This is a genomic window from Epilithonimonas sp. (genome assembly GCF_036780765.1).
Classification (GTDB): domain Bacteria; phylum Bacteroidota; class Bacteroidia; order Flavobacteriales; family Weeksellaceae; genus Epilithonimonas.
The window spans coordinates 110,187-133,004 of sequence record NZ_DAIQCG010000006.1 but is presented as its reverse complement, the minus strand read 5'-3'; the positions used below and the strand labels follow the sequence as shown (position 1 = coordinate 133,004).

Here is a 22,818-nt window from a genome sequence, read left to right as displayed (position 1 = left end):
TCGTGTTAATTTTATACTATTTCTGAACTTAAACCTTTGTCAAGTAATGCCTGATGCATCGGTTTAAGTTTTTCCAGAGCGCCTGTTTTTACGGTGCATTTTCCTTTGTAATGGACAAGGATTGTACATTGTTCTGCCTGTTCCAAAGTGTGCTCACAGATGTCCATCAAACACATTATCACAAAATCAAAGGTGTTGACATCGTCATTATGAAGCACTATTTTATACACTTCATCTTCTTCTTCCAACACCAATACTTCTTCCTCGTACTGGCGTTTTGGTTGGTCGTAAGATTGATTATTATAGATTTTCATTATCAAATTTATTCAATGATTTCGTCGGTCAAATCTTCTACAAAAGGTTTGTTGTAAAGAAGTTCTACCAACTCCACACTTTTGTTCTGCATTTTAAGAATCTTGAAATGATAATTTTCATAATCGAATTCTTGATTCTCTTCCGGAATATCCTGCAATTCGTTCAAGATAAAACCTGCCAGCGTATTATATTCGCCTTCTTCAGAAAGCGGAATTTTTTTTGGTAATTGCTCATTAATTTCATCCAAAGGCTGAGTTGCTTTTACCCAATAGACATTTTCGCCAACCTTATCTACGATTTTTTCTTCTTCATCTTCTTCATCCTGGATTTCTCCAACCAGTTCTTCTAAGATATCTTCAAGCGTGATAATTCCTTCTGTTCCTCCAAATTCATCAATCACGATTGCCAAATGCTGTTTTTTGAATTGGAAAACCTTAAGCAAATCAGAAATCTTCTTACTTCCAACAACAAAGAACGCTTCCCTCATCAGACCTTTCAAATCTTCGTGAGTCAATTGGCCTTTGCTTTTGATGTATTCTCTGATGATTTCTTTGGTGTAGAAAATACCCACAATATTATCAATCGAACCGTCATAAACTGGAATACGCGAATAACCGCTTTCCATAATTTGATTAATGATATCTTCTGGGTCATCCTGAATATTAATAGAAGAGATATTCTGTCTCGTAATCATAATCTGTTTTGCATTATGGTCTGTAAAATCGAATGCATTTTTTATGATTTCGTAATTCTCTTCTTCGATTTCTCCACTGTCTGCAGATTGTTTTACCAATAACTGCAACTCTTCTGTCGAGTGAATATCGTGTTCCGAAGCTGGGAATATTTTGATTAATTTCAAAAATGCGTTGGATAATGAGTTCATCAACCAAATGAATGGTCTGAAGATATTATAAAACCAATGCAACGGATAAGCAATGAAAAGCGTTGTAGATTCTGATTTTCTAATCGCAATTGATTTCGGCACCAATTCTCCGAATACAATGTGCATCACTGTAATTAATAAGAAACTACAAACAACCGAAATAGTTGTAACCGTCGCTTGAGTCAATTCGATATTCAGTGAGTGAAAAATAGATTCTATGATGTGATGCAGAGCGCTCTCTCCAACCCAACCCAAAGCAAGGGAAGCCAGCGTAATCCCCAGCTGAGTCGCTGAAAGATAAGCATCTAAGTTTTTGATAATGTTTTCGGCTTGTTTTGCTACAGCGTTTCCTTCCGCAGCTTTTAGCTGGATTTGGGAATAACGTACTTTAACAATTGAGAATTCGGCGGCTACGAAAAAGCCATTTAGAAGAACTAAAAATAATGCAATGAGAAGTTTGACTAAACTATCGGGGTCCATTTAATGTTGTTATATACAATATCTACAAAGATAGATATTTTTTTTAACTTCGATTTAGATATTAGAACTTAGGTTTTAGAAGTTGAAAAAATATGATTCGGGGAATAAAAAATTGGGTTAAAACCAACATTTCGGAGCTTCGCTCCTCAATAATTACTAGCGGAAGGCGGATTAAGCTGCCCAAAATAATAAAAAGCACTGAAGTTTGACCTCCAATGCTTTTTATAACTAACTACTAACTTTAACTTATCTTTATTAACTGTTCTTCAGCGCTTCTGCTCCGGAAACAATTTCTAATATTTCGTTTGTGATGGCTGCCTGTCTTGCTTTGTTATAGAAAATCTTAAGGTCATTTCTAAGTGCTTCTGCATTGTCGGTCGCCTTGTGCATCGCTGTCATCCTTGCACCGTGTTCTGATGCTACAGAATCTAAAACAGCTTTGAATATCTGAGTTTTAATCGATTTTGGAATCAATGTTTCCAATATCTCTTGTCTTCCTGGTTCGAAGATGTAATCTACATTAACGTCTGAACTTGCTTTCTCTGCAGAAACTGCAATTGGTAAAACCTGCTCAGTTACTACTTCCTGAGTAGCTGCGTTGATGAATTTGTTATAAACAACGTAAACTTTGTCAAACTTTCCAGCTTTGAAATCTGACATTACTTTACTTGTCATATTTGAAACGTGGTCGAAAGAAAGATTGTCAAACAAAGAACTGTAGTTTTCGTAAACAGTTTTGTTTTTTCTAAGTGCATCAAAAGCTTTCTTACCGATTGTCAAAACTTCTACATCAACATTTTCGTTAGCAGAGAACTGTGTGTTCAATTCTTTGATAACAGAAGAGTTGAAAGCTCCAGCCAAACCTCTGTTGGAAGTCACAGTAATGAAAAGTACTTTTTTAACTTCTCTTTCTATAGCGAATTCTGAGATACTCTCAGCATCAGAAGCAGCACTTACGTTCTCTATAATCTCCTGAAGTTTTTCTGAGTAAGGTCTCAGCATTACGATTGCGTCTTGTGCTTTCTTTAGTTTCGCAGCGGAAACCATTTTCATAGCACTTGTAATCTGCATCGTAGAAGATATAGATGAAATTCTGCCTCGTATTTCTTTTAAGTTTGCCATTCTTTAGTTCAAAGATTATTGTTTAAAAAGTTCAAGGTTTCAAAACCTATAGTTCTGAATCCTTGAACATTGAACTTTTTTAGTTGTATTTCGCAGAAAGCTCTGTTGCAACTTGCTTCAAAACTCCAGTTAATTGGTCATCAATTTTACCTGCTTTAAGAGCTGCCATCACTTCTGGATGTTTGTTTTTCAAGAAATCCACATATTCTACTTGGAATTCTTTTACCTTTCTAATAGGGATATTTCTCAATAGATTCTCTGTTCCTGCATAAATCATAGCCACTTGGCTTTCTACAGGAAGCGGAGAGTTCACAGGCTGCTTCAAAAGCTCCACGTTTCTTTCTCCTTTTGAGATTACCGCCAAAGTAGCAGCATCTAAGTCAGAACCGAATTTAGCAAACGCTTCCAATTCTTTATACTGAGCCTGGTCTAATTTCAAAGTACCAGATACTTTTTTCATTGATTTAATCTGAGCATTACCTCCAACTCTCGATACAGAGATACCAACGTTGATTGCCGGACGAACCCCTGAGTTAAACAAATCTGTTTCCAAGAAAATCTGTCCATCTGTAATAGAAATTACGTTGGTGGGGATATATGCAGAAACGTCACCAGCCTGAGTTTCGATGATTGGAAGAGCTGTTAACGAACCACCTCCTTTCACGATTGGCTTAAGAGATTCTGGCAAATCATTCATTTGTTTTGCGATAGAATCATCAGCAATTACTTTTGCTGCTCTTTCCAACAATCTTGAGTGTAGGTAGAAAACGTCTCCTGGGTAAGCCTCACGTCCCGGTGGTCTTCTCAATAGAAGAGAAAGCTCACGGTAAGCAACCGCTTGTTTTGATAAATCATCATAAACGATCAAAGCAGCACGACCAGTGTCTCTGAAATATTCTCCGATAGAAGCACCTGCCATTGCAGAATAAACCTGCATTGGAACCGGGTCAGAAGCATTAGCTGCAACGATAACCGTGTAAGCCAAAGCTCCTTTATCTTCTAAAGTTTTAACGATTTGTGCTACAGTTGAAGCTTTTTGTCCAATTGCAACATATATACAATATACTGGTTGACCAGCATCATAAAATTCTTTTTGATTGATGATGGTGTCAATAGCAACTACTGTTTTACCAGTTTGTCTGTCACCAATAATCAACTCTCTTTGTCCTCTTCCTACAGGAATCATAGAATCGATAGCAACGATACCAGTTTGAAGTGGCTCAGTTACCGGCTGACGGAAGATAACTCCTGGTGCTTTTCTTTCCAAAGGCATCTCGTAAAGCTCTCCTTCGATAGGTCCTTTACCATCGATTGGATTTCCTAGAGTATCAACAACTCTACCAAGCATTCCTTCTCCAACTTTGATAGAAGAAATTCTGTTAGTTCTTTTTACAGTATCACCTTCTTTTACCATTTTGGATTCACCAAGAAGCGCAACACCAACGTTGTCTTCTTCAAGGTTAAGAACGATACCTTCTACTCCAGCTTCGAATCTTACCAATTCTCCGTACTGCACATTTTCTAAACCGTAAACACGAGCGATACCATCACCGATTGTAAGTACAGTTCCAACTTCTTCTACGTTAGATTGAGTATCGAAATTTGCTAATTGCTGCTTCAGTATCGCTGATACTTCTGCCGGATTTATTTCTGCCATTATATGGTTGTTTTTTCTTAATTAAGTTGAAATTCTTTTTTGATATTGTTCAGTTGGGTTTTAACTGAAGCATCGATTTGCTGGTCGCCCACTCTCAGTATATAACCTCCTAAGATATCTGGTTTGATAATCGTTTCCAAATCGTAGTTAGAAACATTGACCATTTTGGAATCAGCAATTATTTTCTGAATATTTTGCTCTGACAATTTGGTAGCCATAACCAAAGAGATACGTTGAGTCCCTTTGATATCTTCTACTTTGTTGATGAATTCCTGAGCAATATTTTTAAGCTGAGCTTCTCTGCCTTGTTTGATAACTAATCTGATGATGTTCTTAGAAACAGGAGAAAAATCCTTGAAAATTTCCAAAGCTACAGCATCTTTTTTTCTAGCATCAATGAAAGGCGTATTCAGAAACTGAACTAACTCCTTAGATTCAGACATTATTTTCACAACGTCTCTCATCTCTCCGAAGACAGATTCTGTATTACCAGATTCCTGTGTGAAATCCAGTAAACCTTGTGCGTATCTTTTAGCTACTTTAGATGTAAGCATCCTGATTAGTTAAGGTTAGATTTGTTAAGAATATTTTCTACCAAAGCATTGTGAGAACCATCGTTGTTCAATTTTTCTCTAAGAATATTCTCAGCGATGTTCACAGACAAAGTTCCGATTTGGTTTTTGATATCAGCCATAGCCGCATTCTTTTCCGTTTGGATAGATTGTCTAGCCGCTTCAATCAATTTTTCGCCTTCAACTTTAGCACTATCTTTAGCTTGATTTACGATTTTATCTTTCATATCTCTAGCTTCTTTCAAGATACCATCTCTTTCTGCTCTAGCTTCACGAAGAATTCTTTCGTTATCTTCTTTCAACTGCGCCATCTCTTGTTTAGCCAATTTAGCTTGGTTAAGTGCATCGATGATAGAAGTTTCTCTCTCGTCTATAGATTTAAGAATTGGTTTCCACGCAAACTTTCCTAAAATGAAAAGCAATACTAAAAAAATGATGGACTGGATGATAAACAATCCTGATGAAAACTGATGAAGTAATTCCATTATATCGTAAGATTAATTTTTTTTGAAATTTTTAAATATAAAACATTGCTACAGCCAACCGCTGTAACAATGTTTGATTTTTTGGCTTATGATGCGAACAACGCAGCGAAAGCAACACCTTCTACAAGTGCAGCAGCAATAAGCATAGCAGTTTGGATTTTTCCAGATTGCTCTGGTTGTCTAGCGATTGCTTCAAGAGCTGCCGCACCAATTTTTCCAAGACCGATACCTACACCTAGTACAATAAGACCTGCACCAATAATTCTAGGAATTTCCATAATGTATATAATTTAAAAATTGTTTTTTTATAATTCTATTAATGAGCGTGATCGTGCTCGTGTTCTTCAACAGCCATACCAATGAACAAAGCAGAAAGCATTGTAAAGATGTAAGCTTGCAAGAACGCTACTAAAACTTCTAGTAGATAAATAACCAATGTCAAGAACGGGAATGCAACACCGGCAATCCAGTTTTTGAAGATATAAATAGACCCAATCAACGTCATTACAACAATGTGACCTGCTGTCATATTCGCAAAAAGTCGAATCATTAATGCAAATGGTTTAGTCAAAGTTCCCAATAATTCAATTGGCATCATAATAAACTTCATTGGAACAGGAACTCCCGGCATCCAGAAGATATGCTTCCAGTAATCTTTTGAACCTGAGAAAGTCGTAATCAAATAAGTCATAATAGCTAAGAAGAATGTAATCGCAATATTACCAGTTACATTGATCCCGAAAGGCATCAAACCTAAAACATTCAGAAACAAGATGAAGAAAAATACCGTTAACAAATAACCCATAAATCTCTTATACTTATGTCCAATATTTGGAATTGCAATATCATCTCTTACAAAAACAATAATCGGCTCAAGGAATTTTGCAACTCCAGTCGGCACCAATGATTTCTTATAAGACCTTGCCATTCCCCCGAAAAGCACTACCATCAGAATCGCAACTAAAATAATCGTCAAAACACTTTTGGTAATTGATAAATCCAAAACTCTTTTTTCAGTTGGGTGATGGTCTTTATCTAATGTTAAAGTTCCTTTAGAATCTGTTCTGTAGATTTTTTCGTGGTGAAGTGTATAGAACTTACCATTACTTTCTACCGGAGAACCGTGGATAAACTCGTGACCATCCACACCCTTAGTATTACTCATAAAGAAATGAAATCCTTCATCATAAATAATTACCGGCAAAGGAAAACCAATGTGATGACCGTCTTTAACCATCAAGGCAACATCGTGAGCATCCAAAATATGATGATCTACAAATTCCTTAACTTCCTTAGTCCTCTCTTCTTTTCCAGAAAGTTCCGGAGTTTCAGTTACAGCTTTACCGTGTTGATTTTCAACATTTTCGTGCTGAGCAAAAGCGCTTGCAAACATTAATAAACTGTAAAATAAAATTGCCGTTTTCTTTAGCATCGGTAGATTTTTTTTTCGTTTTGCAAAAATAGACTATTTTTTCTCTTTTGAAGAATATTTTTACTGTTTTTTGTCATAATTAATTAAACAGATCGCATAGTATGTAAGCAACGCTGTTAGAACAAAATATGGCATTATAAAATGGAATTTATAATTTGGGATTGCTTCAAAATGAAGCTTATTTTTGATGAGATACATCAACCCAAATTTCACTAAAATGAGTCCTATCACTGCAAGTCCGAGAAACTGAGGAACGATTTTATTAATCAAAATAATCAAGGTTATCATCATCATAAAAATAATCGTAAGAAACAAATAAAACTTGATAATAATAACTTCATCCAGATGAAATGCAAATTTCCAAATTGCGAAATGTATAATAAATGTGAGAAAAAATATCACACTGATAATTAAATTACTTTTGTTTTGCATTGTCCTGTTCTTCTTTATTTAAAATTTCGAGCCTCTTCAAAGTGGTGTATAGTGAAAGGCAAAGCCCACTGAGACCAATCACTAAAACCAAAACATTGGAACCAGTTTCAAAATACAAATCCAACTGATGTCCGCCCCAAAATGCAATGCCAATAATAAAGAGCATCTGAAAAACAACAGACGAATACTTTCCATATTTTCTAAGGGAATCGGAGGCGTTATTTTTTTTGTCTTCCAATTTTTTATTTTTGCAAAAGTAAGGAAAATCTGCTTTGGAGTTTTGAACGCGAAGTACGCAAAGTTTTTTTTATTTGATTCCATGTTTTTAAGTTCGCAAAGGCGCTTCGCTCAGCAAAAATATTCTTACACTATATCATAAGCTGCCCAAATCTTCAGATTCGATGGAGTCAAATTACAATAAATGATAAATGACAACTTATAAATGATGAATATTATTTCTAATAAGCTATTCTATATCTTTTGCTTAATTTTTCTTATTTTTGCAACCTTAAATATCTTATTAAAAAAGTTATGTTTAACAGTTTACAAGACAAGCTAGATAAAGCGCTTCATAATATTTCCGGACGTGGAAAAATCACGGAAATCAACGTTGCAGAAACGGTAAAGGAAATCCGAAGAGCATTGGTGGATGCCGATGTAAATTATAAAGTTGCCAAAGACCTTACAAAAAGAGTTCAGGATAAAGCGATTGGAGAAAACGTTTTGACTTCTCTGACGCCAGGACAATTGATGACGAAAATTGTTCACGATGAATTGGTAGATTTAATGGGTGGTTCTCAAGAAGGAATCAACCTTTCTGGCAAACCAACTGTGATTTTGATTGCTGGTCTTCAAGGTTCTGGTAAAACGACTTTCTCAGGAAAATTAGCGAACTATCTGAAACAAAAAAGAAGCAAAAAACCACTTTTGGTAGCTTGTGACGTTTACAGACCTGCGGCGATTGACCAGTTGAAAGTTCTGGGGACTCAAATCAATATTCCTGTCTATACCGAGGAAGAAAATAAAAATCCTGTTGCGATTGCTGAGAATGCGATTAATTACGCAAAATCAAATGGATTCGATACTATTATCGTAGATACGGCTGGTCGTTTGGCGATTGATGAGCAAATGATGAACGAAATCAAGGCGGTTCATCAAACGATTAAACCGACTGAAACGCTTTTCGTTGTAGATTCGATGACAGGACAAGATGCTGTGAACACGGCTAAAGCCTTCAACGACACTTTAAATTTTGACGGTGTTGTTCTTACGAAATTGGATGGTGATACACGTGGTGGAGCTGCGTTGACAATCCGTTCTGTTGTAGAAAAGCCTATCAAATTTATCTCTACCGGAGAAAAAATGGAAGCGCTTGACCTTTTCTATCCGGAAAGGATGGCGGACAGAATCCTTGGAATGGGAGATGTTGTTTCCTTGGTTGAGAGAGCTCAGGAACAGTTTGATGAAGAGGAAGCTAAAAAACTTCATAAGAAAATCGCGAAGAATGAATTTGGTTTCGATGACTTCTTGAAGCAAATCAACCAAATCAAAAAGATGGGTAATATGAAAGACCTTATGGGGATGATTCCGGGTGTTGGAAAAGCGATTAAAGATGTGGACATCAATGATGATGCTTTCAAACATATCGAAGCGATTATCCACTCGATGACGCCTGACGAAAGAAGAAGACCTTCTATTATCAATGTTTCCAGAAAGCAAAGAATTGCCAAAGGCTCGGGAAGAAAGCTAGAAGACGTCAATGCATTAATGAAACAATTTGACCAAATGGGCAAAATGATGAAAATGATGCAAGGTCCTCAAGGTAAACAAATGATGCAAATGATGAGCAAAATGCCTAATATGCCTGGAATGGGTGGTGGATTGTTTGGGAAGTAAAAGCCATATCTATAAATTTAAAAAACCTCAGAAATTTCTGAGGTTTTTTTATGGAACGTTTTGCATAAAAAAACCCGCAAGATGCGGGTTTTATTTATTTAGAATAAAATTAGAAACTAGTTTTTAATTTTTGTCCCAGATTAAAGGAGTGTCCATTTTATCTCCTCCAATTGATTGCACAGCTGCTTGGTAGTTAGCACCATTCAGATTCTGAACTGTTGTTGGATAAAAAATTCTTTTAGGAACATCTGTCAATCCAGCAATCAAAGGTGTGAACACATACGTTGTTTGACCAGTTGCTGTTGGTACATTTAACTCACCAGTTTGACCAGGTAATAATAATGTATTTGGATATCCTGTTCTTCTATACTCTGCCCAAGCTTCGTGAGGTTGCATAAATAATGCTACATATTTTTGTCCACCTACACTTGCAGGAGAAGCAGCAGGCAATGAAGCAACAAAAGAATTAATCTTAGCCGCATCTATTCCCCATCTTTCCATAGAAGCTCTAACTCCCTTTTCATAATGGCTTTGAGACCACCCGTTAGCTTCTGCAAGGAGGAACTCAACTTCCGCATACTCCATAAAAATTTCGGTATAGTCTAATTTCAGAACATCTTTCCCAAAGAAACTAGCAGTTGGAGCTTGTGAAGCTGACATTTGACTTGTAACACCATATGGCATACCAACAATTTCATCAACATTCGTAGCCTCTGTCATGGTTTGATTTCTGATATTTCCCACTTTCACAGATGTTGGAGCTGCATATTTAAATATTCTTGGATCTTCACCAAAATTACCTCTTTGTCCTTTTAACAATTCAACGAAAGTTTTTGAAATAGAAAAATCAGACCTAGAAACGTAAGTTAACCAAAAAGGAGAAGCTGTTAGGTTTGTATTACCATAGGTTATACCTACTGTATCATCGTTAGAAGTCATAACACCCGAAGCAATAGCATCTGTAATATGAGCTTCTGCTCCAGGAACAACGCCTTTTACTCTTGTTGCAACTCTAAGTCTTAGCGAATTTGCAAACTTCTTTAATTTAGCAGTAGTTCCAAAAATTTGGTCTCCTTCTGAAAACACTCTACTATTAGCACTACCATTAATCATTTCTGCTGACTCTTTTAATTCTTTTAAAATGTCAGTATAAATTTTCATTTGCGAAGCAAATTTAGGCTGAACTTGATCATTAACATTAAGGGCTTGAAAATCCGCATCTTTATTACCATAAGACCAATATGGAACATCTCCAAATGAGTCTACCATATTTAAGAATACATAAGACAACATAATTCTTGCTGCCGCAATCTGATTTTCATTAGAACCATAAACCTTCATTTGATCCTTTGTTGCAGGATTAGTATTTAAGTCTATGATTTTTTTGTAATCCGTTGCCACATAATAAGATCTGGTCCAAAGTTGCACATCTGTGCTTAATCTATATTGATATCTATCTTCTTCTGTATAAATCCTTTGAGCTGAATATTGCACCCATGGTAAAATCATTCTTGCAGAAACCCATCCATCTCTAGTATAATCCATATATTCTTTATTTGCACTATTAAATAGACCTGTTGGAAGTGGATTCTCTGTTGAGTTAGGGTTTGTATCGATTTCTTCAAATGTATCTGCACAACTTGTAACTGTAAGTGATAGAGCTACAATTGATAATATTGAAAATATTTTTTTCATTTTAATTAAAATTTAAAGTTTACATTAAATCCATAAGTTCTTGTAGAAGGTAATGAACCTCCTTCCAAACCTTGGAAATTACCTGACCCATAAGAAACGTTTTCTGGATCAATGCCTTTGAAATCAAGATTCCAAACAAATAGATTTCTTGCAAATGCTGAAATTCTTATTCCTTGGAAAGCATTACCTATAAGAGATTTAGGTAAATCATATCCAATTGTGATATCTCTTAATTTGATATAACTAGCGTCAAAAACGTTTTGTGCATCCACAGTACTATAATAAGTTCCACCCCAAGTTGGTGCATCTAACAAAATATCATTAATGCTTCCATCTTGTTTCACACCTTGAAGAATAACACCAGCTTCTCTGTTTCCCCCCAATGCAGATTCCTCAAGCATTCCAGAGTACATACCCCACATGTGAGATGTTGAGAAATAACTTCCTCCTTTTTGCATATCAAATAAGAATGATAAACTAAGGTTTTTGTACTTGAAAGTATTTCTTAGACCCATATTGTAATCTGGTAAAATAGAACCCAATGGCTTGATTGCAGATGCCAAATATTGACCATTTGAACCGACTACTTTATTTCCGTTATCATCATAGACAAAATCAGTTCCTAAAATAACACCATAAGAATATCCTACTTGCGCCGCAAGTTGAGCTCTAAAAGGAGCATTCGTCAAAACATAAGTATTTAAACCTTCAGCAAGTTCTACAAGCTTATTTCTATTTTGCGCAAAATTCCAAGTCATATCCCAAGAAAAATCACTTGTCTTAATAGGTGTTACATTTACCATAGCTTCCAAACCTTTGTTGGTCATTAAACCTGCATTCACTGTTTTGAAACCATATCCTGATGCAGGGTCAATTGGTAAAGGAATAATCAAATCAGTAGATTCAACATCATAATATGTTACATCAAATCCAACTCTGTTTTTAAAGAAACTTGCTTCCAATCCAATTTCCTTGGTTTTCTTAAGCTCTGGTTTGATTAATGGATTTCCAAAGGTATTTGGCATTGAATAACTCGGATCTCCCTGGAATGGATTATTAATTACAGTATAAGTCCCTCTAATATAAGGATTACCTCCACCTGCTACACTAGACCATCCTGCTCTCAACTTACCAAAACTCAACCAATCTTGTTTTAACAAACTTGAGAAAACAAAACTACCAGTTACTGATGGATAGAATTGATCATCATTTAACATTGAGAACCAGTCATTTCTCGCAGTCGCTTCTACATATAAAAAATCTTTGTATCCTAATGAAACTGATGCAAATAAACTTCTAGTTGACCAGTGACTAGCACTATTTGTAGAAGTAGCATTATCTCTACTATTTGATAAGTTATATAAATTAGGAATTACAAGTCCTCCATTAGTATTACCATTCAGTACATCTACCTTATTATCCATAATGTTAAATCCAGCAAATGAATTCAAACTTAAATCTCCAAAATTATCATTATAGTGTAGTTTTGCTTCGTAGTTGAACTCAGATCTATTTCTTTTCTGAATATTAAATTCTGAAAGTGCTGCAGAACCAATCGCAACTTGTGAAGTTATTGTTTGAGAATATGTATCTCCGTAAACCTTACCAGTAGCAAATAACTTTTTGCTAAAATTATAAGTCAAACCTGCACTACCGAAGAATCTGTTTCTTTGATCTGCAGAGGTGTTTTCATAGATAGTCCAATAAGGGTTATCAGAATATAAAGGAGTAGCGTCATCAAAAGCAGTTCTATTCCACGTTCTCTGTTCTCCAGTAGAGAGCTTGTAATCTTTTAATTTAGAGTAATCAAGCTGTCTTTGACCCCATTGATACATTTTTTGTGCAATGGAATTATCACCATAACCTTGTTCTGGTCTATTGAAACCTGCGGTACGAACATAATTGATATTTGCTTCCGCTTTTAATTTATCAGAAAGGGCAGTACTAACATTAATGTTAAGGTTATCTTTATTAATCTTACTATTAGGTACAATACCACTGATATTAGTATTAGTATAAGATAATCTTACGTTTGTATTTTCAAAAGACTTTGATACTGAGAAGTTATTAGTATAAGTCACACCAGTATTGAAGAAAGAATCTACGTCATGAGTAGGCGAAACCCATGGCACTTCTTTTAAATAATCACCAGCAAATTCTGGATCGAAGGCATTCCAAGGAAGATACATTAAATTAGGATCATATTTTGGACCCCAAGATTCGTCATAACTATAATCTGGAACATTGTAAGTTCGACCATTAATTTCTACTTGTTGAAGGGCAGACTCACTACCTCCACCATATTGAGTTTGTAATTTTGGTCTTATATTGATACTCTCAAAAGTAACACCAGTATTCAATTGAACTTCAGTCCTTCCTTTCTTAGCAGACTTTGTTGTATAAATGATAGCACCATTTCCAGCTCTAAAACCATAAAGTGCTGCAGCAGGACCACCTTTAAGTACAGTTACACTTTCGATATCATCTGGATTTATATCAAATGTAGCATCTCCATAATCTCTACCTCCCGCACCTCTTTGAGTATCAACACTATTAACATTGGAATTATCCAATGGAACCCCATCAACAATAATTAAAGGTCTATTCTCGCCAGTTACTGAACTAATCCCTCGCATTGTAATCCTTGTAGACCCTCCCATCGAAGAAGGAGCAGTTACTTGTACACCTGCAACGTTTCCTGACAAAGCACTCAATGCATTAGTTTGTCCTGCATCTGAAAGTGTTTCTCCAGAAACTTGTTGGGTAGCGTACCCCAAAGATTTTTTTTCTCTTTTGATACCTAAAGCCGTTACTACAACACCTTCGATATCTTGCGTTTTAGCAGTGTCTTGTACTTTTTGCGCAGAAACCATTGCAAAAGACGACGAAAGAACTACTGCCAACACGCTTGTTGTTAATTTTTTCATATCAAATCAAATTTTTCAATAAACAAAAATGCAAAAGTTTATTAATATATACAACACAAATTGTTAATAGATGTTAAACTTTCACATTGTTAACATAATATTATATTTAAAAAAACATCAATTTTCAGTTGTAATTTACTGCATAAACTATAATTTTAAGATTTTCCAAAACAATAACACCAGCTTGTTTTAAAAATAATACAAAAAAAAATACTTCAACTTAATGAAGTATTTTTTTAATTTAATATTAATATCCGGGGTTTTGCTGAGCAGCAAGTGTCGGATTTGCACTGGTTTCCAAAGTTGGAATTGGCCAGACATATCTATAATCTGTGTAAGGAATCGCTGTTACATCACCTGCCTTTACAACGTAAGGTGTTCCTATCTTGTAATCTGCTGCAACTGGAGCTGCGCCATTTTTATACTTTGCAGGAATTCCAGACATTGGGGCCACATCGTCTTGCTGAAGACGGTGTATTGTATTCCATCGTAAACCTTCTGCTAAAAATTCTATTCTTCTTTCTGTGAGAATTGCATTTACAGCTAATGTTTTGCTTGCGAACAAAGTATACTGTTCTGTACTTGGATTAACAAGAGATCTGTTTCTAACAGCATTTAGATCTACAAGATATGTTGCATTATCTAGTCTTGCTTTTGCTTCTGCCCTATTTAAAAGAACTTCTGAATATCTAAGTAGAGGAGATGCATCAGATAATGTAGAAGTATCTTTATATTTATTGGTATAATAAACACCCGATTTTACTGTAACAAGGTTTGTACCTCGTCTTTTATCAGTTGCCAACCAGCTCACATTATTCCATATAATCGGACTGATAGCAATTAAACTTCTTCCTAAGTATTGAGAAGCTAATGCCCCATTTACAGATGGATTGTTAGTAGCAGAATTTTCCAAAGAAAAAATACTTTCTGTATTGCCATAGTTATTAGCAAATGGAGTATTAGGATCAGCAGTTATCGTATACTTTCCATCCAATTTGTTTGCTTCTGTAATAACGCTTGCATAGTCTCCTTTACTAAGATAAACTCTGGTTTTCAAAGCAATCGCTGCTTCTTTTGTAGCATAAACTATTGCAGCTTTTGCCGTGCCTCTCTGGGTTTTTGAGTACATAAAGTTTTCAGCATCATTCAAATCTTTTAATAGTTGCTCATAATTTGCCGCTACAGTACCTCTTGGCAACTTCTCATTTTCAGCAGCTGTGGCAATGGATGTACTCGCGACAGTACGATATGGAACACCAAGATGCGAAGCATCAGCAGTATGCTTATATGGTCTTGCAAAGAAATTGAGTAATTCGTAATGGCTGAATGCTCTGAAAAATAATGCTTGTCCAATATAATCATTACCTTCTGCCTCAGTAAGCACCCCATTGCTAACAGCCTTTTTAACGCCCTCAATAACCAAATTAGCACGAGCGATTAGCCTGTAAGTATCAATCCAATAATAAACGGTATTTAGCGCTCCTGCCGGATCCCAAGTACCAACATAAGTAACAGCATAAAACGCTGCGGTATTCACCATATCTTCCCCGCGCATATCATTTTGCTGGAAATAGGCAGCACCAAACGGATACCCTCTTCCTGACTGAGATGGTGTGGCATTATTATATTGTCCCACCTGTGCGGCTTGATACATTCCATTTACGGATAGAATAACATTCTCTTTAGTACTGAAAGCTCCATCTTCACTGGCTTGATTATAAGGCTCAAGATTAAGTATATTTTCCTCATTACAGCTAGATAAAGCCAGAAGTGCAAAGCCTGTTGCTGCGATAAAAATTTTTGATTTATGTAATAAACTATTCATTTCTGTTAATTTTAAAAAGTTGCATTAAGACCTAGTGTTACTGTCAATTGTCTTGGGACTCCGTTGTAATCCATACCGTTTGATTCCATCTCAGGATCCAATCCTGTATATTTAGTGATCGTTATGGCATTTTGTACAACACCAAAAACCCTCAATTTACTAAGACCAACCTTTTCTATATAATTTCGATCAATGGAATATCCTAGCGTAATATTATCAATTTTTACGAAGTCACCTTTTTCAACAAATCTAGAGTTAGCCACACCGGTTGTGTTAATATTACTTGTGTACCCACCTCTCAACTTAGGCGTCCAACCATCACCAGGATTATCAACGCTTTGCCATCTTCCTAAGATTTCTGTTCCATTATTATAAAAATCTTGGTTTAATAATTCTCTTCTAGTCACATTATAAATATAATTGCCTCCACTAAATCTAGCTAAGAAACCAAAATCAAAATTTTTGTACTTCATTGAAGTATTGAGAGACCCAAAATAAGTTGGAAGTGTATTTCCTAAAATATAACGGTCAGCTCCTGTAAGCGATGATGATGCCCCTAAAGTACCTGGGTTATTTGCATCAAATACTCGATAAGCATTAGTTGCAATATCCAATTGAACTAAACTTCCATCTGCTTTGTAATACACCGGATTACCATTTGATTTATTTACTCCCCAATATTTATATCCATATAAACTTCTCAATGACTCACCAACACGGGTTAAATATGCAGTTTCACCATTTTGACTTTGAATAATATCAGAACCATCAACTAAGCTGAGCACTTCGTTTTTCGTAAGCGATAAATTACCTCCTACATTCCAAGTGAAGTTATCATTTTTGATAATATCTGTTCCAAGAGAGAACTCCCATCCTTTGTTTACCATAGAACCGATGTTCATATTAATAAAGTTACCTGGCAATCCCAAAGAAGGCGCATAAGGTCTAGCCAAAATCAAATCGTTATTGTCATTTTGGTAATATTCTGCACTTAATGTAATCCTGTTATTAAGTAGTCCAAAATCAGCACCTATATTCTTTTTAACATTTGTTTCCCATCTTAGCTGATTATTTCCCGTATTAGAAAATCCCCAACCATTATAATCAGCGTATTTATAACTGTTATAAAGTCCTAGATATGGATAGTTACCTATGTCTGTATTTCCTACTTTACCGTACGAAGCTCTCAGTTTTAAATCAGAAATATATTTGTTGCCTTTCAAAAACTCTTCATTAGAAATGGTATAACCTAAAGAGACTCCCGGAAAATTACCCCATTTATTAGCTGCAGGCAAAGAAGAAAGCCCATCTCTTCGGATTGTTCCCTGCACAAAATATTTATTTGCAAAATTATAACTTAACCTTCCCGCGTAGGAAATCAGACCATTCTCTGTTGCAGATCCTCCTGAGTATTGCGTGGTGTAGGAACCAGTAATAACATTATCTTGTCCAAAGAAATCTGTAGAAAGCCCTTGACCATCAGCATAAAAAGAATTTGTTTTTTGTTTCTGATATTCATTGAATAAAACCAAATTCACATTATGGCTACCAAAAGACTTGTCAAAATTTAAAATATTTTGGATATTCCATCTGTCAAGATTTAGATAATTATTATCTATATAACCGCCTCTTGAGAAACCATCTCCGTGTACACGGTTCCAATATAAAAATCCAGTTGTAACAGATCTGTCTTTACTAGCCTGCAAAGTATATGTAAGCCATTTAGTAATATTTACATCACCTTTTACACTTCCTATAAATCTAGATAAATTAGAAGTATAAGAATTATTATTTACTATGTAAGCAATATTCGTAAGATCACTTGTTATAGGTATAAGGTTCTGCCACTGTCCCACCCTACTTACTGTACCAGAGGTAACGATATTATAACCAGTTGGGGTTGTTGGATCATAGATTGGTGTATTTGGCAATTGTCTTACCGCACTAAACATTGCTCCTGAAATGGAGTTATAACCATTATTTAGCCCTTTGTAACCAGTTTCAGAATAAGCTAAACTCGTAGCGACTTTAAACCAGTCCGTTACTTTTTGGTCAGCGTTCAAACGGAAAGACATCCTTTCCATCTCATTTGGTTTAATAACACCTTCTTGCTTTGTATAACCTAATGATGCATAATAATTACCCTTACCCAAACCTCCTGTCATAGAAAGAAAATGATCCGTTTGAGTTCCTGTTCTTAGAACAGCATCTTGCCAGTTTGTATTAAAATCAGTGCCCTTTGCCCAAACAGTACCAACTGCAGCAGCGGCAGCTTTCTCATTTGCAATGGTTACAAAATCAGGAGTTTGTAAAAGATCATATTTTTTAACTACAGTAGCAACACTAAACTGGTTGTTATAGTTTACAGCAAACTTACCGTTTCTGCCTTTTTTTGTAGTTATCAAAATAACCCCATTGGAAGCTCTTGATCCGTAAATTGCTGTTGCAGCCCCATCTTTCAAAACAGTCATAGTCTCAATATCAGAAGGGTTTATGTCCGCAAGTGCATTTGCCGGAGTATTACCCCCACCTGTATCACCAGACCACATTGGCATACCATCTACAACATAAAGCGGTGTGGTTCCAGATGTAATTGAGTTAACACCTCGTATTCTAACTACTGGCGCTCTTCCAATCTCACCAGAATTGCTTACTACCTGAACACCTGAAGATCGTCCCGCAAGCTGTGCTTCAAACGTTGGTGTATTCAAATTTGAAATTGCGTCGCCTTTTACAGTCGTAACAGAGGATGTTACCTGACTCTTTTTCTGCGTTCCATAACCCACAACAACTACCTCTTCTATGTTTGAAACTTTTGAAGAATCAGTTTTTTGAGAATAAAGTGCCGCTCCTGTAAAGAAAAGAACTCCGACACTTAAAACTTTTAATTTAACATTCATATTAACTCTTTTTAATATTCTTTTGCAAATATGTTAAATAAAATTTAAATACAATGCAAAATATCTCAAAAAATCACAAAATAATTTAACTTTAAATAAATGTTTAATTAAAAACCTGCTTTTCTATCATTTTTTATTATAATAAAATAATTTTAAATGATTAGCTTTGCAATGCTTTTTTATTATGTTATTAATACAAAATTTCTCTAAGTCCTTTATTGAAGCAGGCTGCGACGAGGTCGGAAGAGGCTGTCTTGCAGGTCCCGTAGTTGCTGCAGCTGTAATAGTCGATAAAAATTTTAAGCAAAATTTAGTTAATGATTCTAAAACGTTAAATTTTAAAACCAGACAGAATCTTGATCTTTATATTCGGGAAAATGCGGTTGATTTTGCCATTGCAGAATTGTCTCCCGAATTCATAGACGAACATAATATATTGAACGCTAGCCTCCACGCAATGCATCGTGCACTCGACCAACTTAGCACAAGACCGGAATTGATTTTAGTGGATGGCAACAAATTCCACCCTTATAATTATATCCCACATCATTGTATTATAAAAGGTGACAGCAAATATCTCTCGATTGCCGCGGCGTCCATTCTTGCGAAAAACTATCGTGATAATCTGATGATAAAACTTCACGATGAGTTTCCCGAGTATGGATGGAATACCAATTTTGGCTATTGCACCAAAGTTCATCAAAAAGCATTGAAGAAATATGGACCAAACATCCATCACAGAAGATCTTTCCGGTTGGATTATGATGTAGAAATATAACCTACAATTATATTAGTACTACTAAATCCACATCCTATTCCATAAGTATTATTTCCTTACATACTCCATACATATCCCGTACATACTCCATATCATAGCAAAAATTAAAATCACAATCAATTATTTTTTTTTAAAACATTACATTCTAGAAATCACCCATTATATTTTTTTTAAAACAATCTAATTAACCAAAACAGCATCTTACAATCTTCATGATATTGGTTATATTTGTTTTATGCAAAACTCATACTCCGTCATCAATGCTTCTGCTGGGTCAGGTAAAACTTACACACTTGTTCAACGTCTGTTAATGATTTGTCTTAGATTTCCTAATCAGTCAGATGCGATTAGGACAATTCTCGCATTAACCTTTACCAACAAAGCTGCCAACGAAATGAAGGAAAGAATTCTTTTCTATCTTGGCGAGTTTGTAAAAGATAATTATTCCGAAAATCAAGATCTTAAGAATATTCAAGAAGCACTTGCAGAACAAGGTTACAGAATCTCTTTGGATGATTTGCGATTGCGTTCCCAGAAAGTTCTTGACTATATCCTGCATCACTACTCTACGCTTAACATTGGAACGATTGACAAGTTCAATTCCCGATTGGTCAAAAGTTTTTCTTATGAATTAGGTTTGGCTCAGAACTTCAACCTGGAAATTCAACCGGAACCTTATTTGATAGAAGCGGTGGATAAAATGTTGGACGAAATTGGCGAAGAACAAACCGTTTCCGAAGCATTTATGGATTTCATCAATTATAATCTTGATAATAATGAGCGTGTTAATCTGAATCAAACGCTTTACAACTCAGCAAAGAAGTTCGTAAATGACATTCACTACAAACCTTTGCAAGACAACAAAGATTTTGAATGGCAAGCGTACGAAAACAAAAAAAACGAACTGAGAAAAAGAATCAATCAAAACAAAACTCAGTCGTCTGACTTAGCCAAACAAGCGCTTGAAAATATCAGAAGCAGAGATATTGACATCGAAGATTTTGCTCAAGGTAAAAACGGATTAGGCGGGTTTTTCGTAAAAGTGATTGATTTTCATAATAAAAATAGAGACAAATTCCCTTTCCCAACAAGTGAAAACTCTGCGTTAGCAACGTTCCAAAAAGGCTCTTCCGCGAAGGGAAAATCTAAGGATTCTGAGATTCAAGAGATTTTACCTCAACTCATTTCCTGGAGAAAAGATATTATTGACCTTTATATCGATTCTCAGAAAAAAGAAAAAATTCTGGAAGCGATTCTTCCTTTGAAAGTCAACGCTGATATTCAGAAAAAACTTATGGAAATAGAGGAAGAAAACGATTTGGTTTTGCTTTCGAAATTCAATATTATCATTAATGAAAATCTTCGGAATGAGCCTTCTGCGTTCATCTACGAAAAAGTAGGAACCCAGTTTCAGCATTACTTTTTTGATGAATTTCAGGATACGTCGGCGATGCAATGGCAAAACTTCTTACCGCTTCGTGACAACAGCATCACTTCTGACAATACGAGTTTTACGATTGTTGGCGACCCAAAACAAAGCATTTATAGATTCCGAGGTGGCGAAAGTAAACTGATGCTGGACATTATTAGTGGAGAAGAAACAACGCCCAAGAAAGCGATAGCAGAACACTTGAAATTTAACTGGAGAAGTGCGAAGAATATTGTTGATTTTAACAATCGATTATATGATTTTATGTCTCATAATTTGAGTGAAGAGCATCAAAAGATATTCGGGGAAAATGCCATCCAAGGCGCACAATCTAAACTTGATGGCAGAGTGAAAGTTCATCTTCTGGAAAACTCTGTAAAAGCAGTTTTTTATGAAGAAACGTCACAGAAGATGCAGCAGGATATCCAAGAATGCCTGGATAATGGTTTTAGTTTTTCGGACATTACGATTCTTTGCCGTGGTAACAATGATATTTTTAATTATTCCCAACTTTTGGGAAATCTGAAGGTTAATTATAACGGAAAGGAAACTTACATCAAAACTATTTCTGAAAAAGGATTGACTCTGGATTTATCTTTTACCATCAAAGCTTTGATTGAGTTCCTGAAGTGGGAAATCAATCCAAAAAACAGACAGTTTTTGGTAAAGATGATGTACTTCCTGAATGTCTCGGGAAGAATAAAGATGAACGATTTCACTTCTGAAATTAAAACCATTTTAAGTCTCGAATCCAAGAAAGATATTGAGAATTATATTAATGCTCATTACCAAATTAAATTGGTTCAAAATGATGTTCCACAACTGAATCTTTACAATTTCATCGAATATTACATTAAGGAATTTTCTGTAGAGAATAAGGAAATAGATTTCCTTCTGAACTTCCTCGAGATGTTATTCAATTACACTCAAAATGCTGGTGCAACGTTGAAAGAATTCCTTAAATTCTGGGATGATGAAGCTTCGAAAATCAGCATTCAAGCGAGTGAGAATATCGATGCGGTTCAGATTATGACCATCCACAAAGCGAAAGGTCTGGAGTTTCCTGTGGTTTTCATCCCAATGGAAAATAAAAACAATGACAAAAAATTCTCCGAATGGTACGACCTCAACAGCGAAGATGAATTGAAAACCGTGATTCTGAATCAGTTTTCACCCGAACTGGAAAATTATGATGAGGACTTGGCTCAATTCAATTTTGAGAACTCTTACCGCAATAAAATCGACCGCTTCTGCATCCAATATGTTGCAACCACCCGACCAGTCGAACAATTGTTCTTTTATATTGAGAAACCGAGCAAATCTTCTAATAATTTGGAATTGTATGATTTTGTTACACAATTTCAACCGACAGAAAATGGTGAATCATTAGATTCATTTGATATTTTCCCAGTTTCTGATTTGAAGAAGCAAAAGAAAAAGGAGAAGAAAGACTATCAGTCAGAAAATATTAATTCGATTTCTCAACAAACTGAAAAAGTATCGAATATAGAAATTGCAACAACTTCTAAAAATTACCAAAATCGCGTAGAGCACGTAAGGATGGGAATTTTCACCCACGAGATTCTGTCCCAAATCAAAACCAAGAAAGATGTAACGAAAGTTCTCAATTCTTATTTGTTAGAAGGAAAAATAACCAATGAAGAAAAAACATCGATTCTGGAAAGGATTGAAAATGTTCTTAATGATGCAAATTATTCTGTTTATTTCACTGAGAATCTTAAAATCATCAATGAAAGAGAAATGTTTGCCACAGAAAACGAGCAGTCCAAAACCTACCGACCAGACCGCTTAGTAGAAACCAAAGACGGCTTCATCATTATCGATTTCAAAACCGGTGAGGAAAAAGAAAAAGACCAAAAACAAGTAGAAACGTATAAAAATAAATTGGAACAATTTGGGAAGAAAGTTGTGAAGACAGATGTGATTTATATTTAAAAGAAAAATCCCGAAATCATATCGGGATTTTCTT

At 35.4% G+C, this 22,818-nt stretch carries 16 protein-coding genes; 3 read left to right on the top strand and 13 right to left on the bottom strand.

The annotated features are described in order from the left end of the window. Positions 1-11: 11 nt before the first annotated feature. The 9 genes from V7P73_RS11015 to V7P73_RS10975 all read right to left on the bottom strand — a co-directional run bounded on the left by V7P73_RS11015 (position 12) and on the right by V7P73_RS10975 (position 7,616). A complete protein-coding gene (locus V7P73_RS11015; protein ID WP_333853649.1) occupies positions 12-314 on the bottom strand; it encodes an ATP-dependent Clp protease adaptor ClpS in 303 nt (100 codons plus the stop codon). A gap of 8 nt (positions 315-322) precedes the next feature. After that, entirely contained in the window at positions 323-1,678 is a 1,356-nt protein-coding gene (locus V7P73_RS11010; RefSeq protein ID WP_333853647.1) for a hemolysin family protein, read from the bottom strand. A 255-nt stretch (positions 1,679-1,933) separates the two neighbouring features. After that, on the bottom strand, positions 1,934-2,800 hold the full coding sequence (gene atpG / locus V7P73_RS11005; protein WP_333853646.1) for an ATP synthase F1 subunit gamma: 867 nt from the start codon (positions 2,798-2,800) through the stop codon (positions 1,934-1,936). A gap of 79 nt (positions 2,801-2,879) precedes the next feature. Continuing rightward, positions 2,880-4,457 (bottom strand): F0F1 ATP synthase subunit alpha, encoded by a 1,578-nt coding sequence (atpA, locus tag V7P73_RS11000; protein WP_333853644.1) that lies wholly within the window; start codon positions 4,455-4,457, stop codon positions 2,880-2,882. Positions 4,458-4,474: 17 nt separating this feature from the next. Next, a complete protein-coding gene (gene atpH, locus V7P73_RS10995) occupies positions 4,475-5,011 on the bottom strand; it encodes an ATP synthase F1 subunit delta (protein ID WP_333853642.1) in 537 nt (178 codons plus the stop codon). A gap of 5 nt (positions 5,012-5,016) precedes the next feature. Then, entirely contained in the window at positions 5,017-5,514 is a 498-nt protein-coding gene (locus V7P73_RS10990; RefSeq protein ID WP_333853640.1) for a F0F1 ATP synthase subunit B, read from the bottom strand. Between the two features lie 86 nt (positions 5,515-5,600). Beyond that, positions 5,601-5,792, bottom strand: coding sequence for an ATP synthase F0 subunit C (gene atpE, locus V7P73_RS10985; RefSeq protein ID WP_027384648.1), 192 nt, complete (start codon positions 5,790-5,792; stop codon positions 5,601-5,603). Between the two features lie 38 nt (positions 5,793-5,830). Beyond that, positions 5,831-6,946: a F0F1 ATP synthase subunit A gene (gene atpB, locus V7P73_RS10980; protein ID WP_333853635.1), complete on the bottom strand. Its 1,116-nt coding sequence runs from the start codon at positions 6,944-6,946 to the stop codon at positions 5,831-5,833. 415 nt (positions 6,947-7,361) lie between these two features. Beyond that, positions 7,362-7,616 carry an AtpZ/AtpI family protein gene (locus tag V7P73_RS10975; RefSeq protein ID WP_089770082.1) on the bottom strand — a complete coding sequence of 85 codons (255 nt, stop codon included), beginning with the start codon at positions 7,614-7,616 and terminating at the stop codon, positions 7,362-7,364. 293 nt (positions 7,617-7,909) lie between these two features. Here V7P73_RS10975 and ffh point away from each other — a divergent pair, with 293 nt between their 5' ends. Continuing rightward, a complete protein-coding gene (gene ffh / locus V7P73_RS10970; RefSeq protein ID WP_333853632.1) occupies positions 7,910-9,274 on the top strand; it encodes a signal recognition particle protein in 1,365 nt (454 codons plus the stop codon). A 123-nt stretch (positions 9,275-9,397) separates the two neighbouring features. On the opposite strand, the gene V7P73_RS10965 is transcribed toward ffh, so the two are convergent. From V7P73_RS10965 to V7P73_RS10950, 4 genes are all read right to left on the bottom strand, one after another. Continuing rightward, complete coding sequence (locus tag V7P73_RS10965; RefSeq protein ID WP_333853630.1) at positions 9,398-10,969, bottom strand: SusD/RagB family nutrient-binding outer membrane lipoprotein; 1,572 nt, start codon at positions 10,967-10,969, stop codon at positions 9,398-9,400. 5 nt (positions 10,970-10,974) lie between these two features. Further along, positions 10,975-13,896, bottom strand: a complete 2,922-nt coding sequence (locus tag V7P73_RS10960) for a SusC/RagA family TonB-linked outer membrane protein (protein WP_333853629.1) — start codon at positions 13,894-13,896, stop codon at positions 10,975-10,977. A gap of 247 nt (positions 13,897-14,143) precedes the next feature. Beyond that, positions 14,144-15,721, bottom strand: a complete 1,578-nt coding sequence (locus tag V7P73_RS10955; RefSeq protein WP_333853627.1) for a RagB/SusD family nutrient uptake outer membrane protein — start codon at positions 15,719-15,721, stop codon at positions 14,144-14,146. Positions 15,722-15,732: 11 nt separating this feature from the next. Next, positions 15,733-18,621, bottom strand: a complete 2,889-nt coding sequence (locus V7P73_RS10950; RefSeq protein WP_333853625.1) for a SusC/RagA family TonB-linked outer membrane protein — start codon at positions 18,619-18,621, stop codon at positions 15,733-15,735. Between the two features lie 184 nt (positions 18,622-18,805). Between V7P73_RS10950 and V7P73_RS10945 the strand changes: the two genes are divergently transcribed. Next, positions 18,806-19,399, top strand: a complete 594-nt coding sequence (locus tag V7P73_RS10945) for a ribonuclease HII (RefSeq protein ID WP_333853623.1) — start codon at positions 18,806-18,808, stop codon at positions 19,397-19,399. Positions 19,400-19,634: 235 nt separating this feature from the next. Beyond that, positions 19,635-22,784 (top strand): UvrD-helicase domain-containing protein, encoded by a 3,150-nt coding sequence (locus V7P73_RS10940; protein ID WP_333853621.1) that lies wholly within the window; start codon positions 19,635-19,637, stop codon positions 22,782-22,784. Positions 22,785-22,818: the final 34 nt, after the last annotated feature.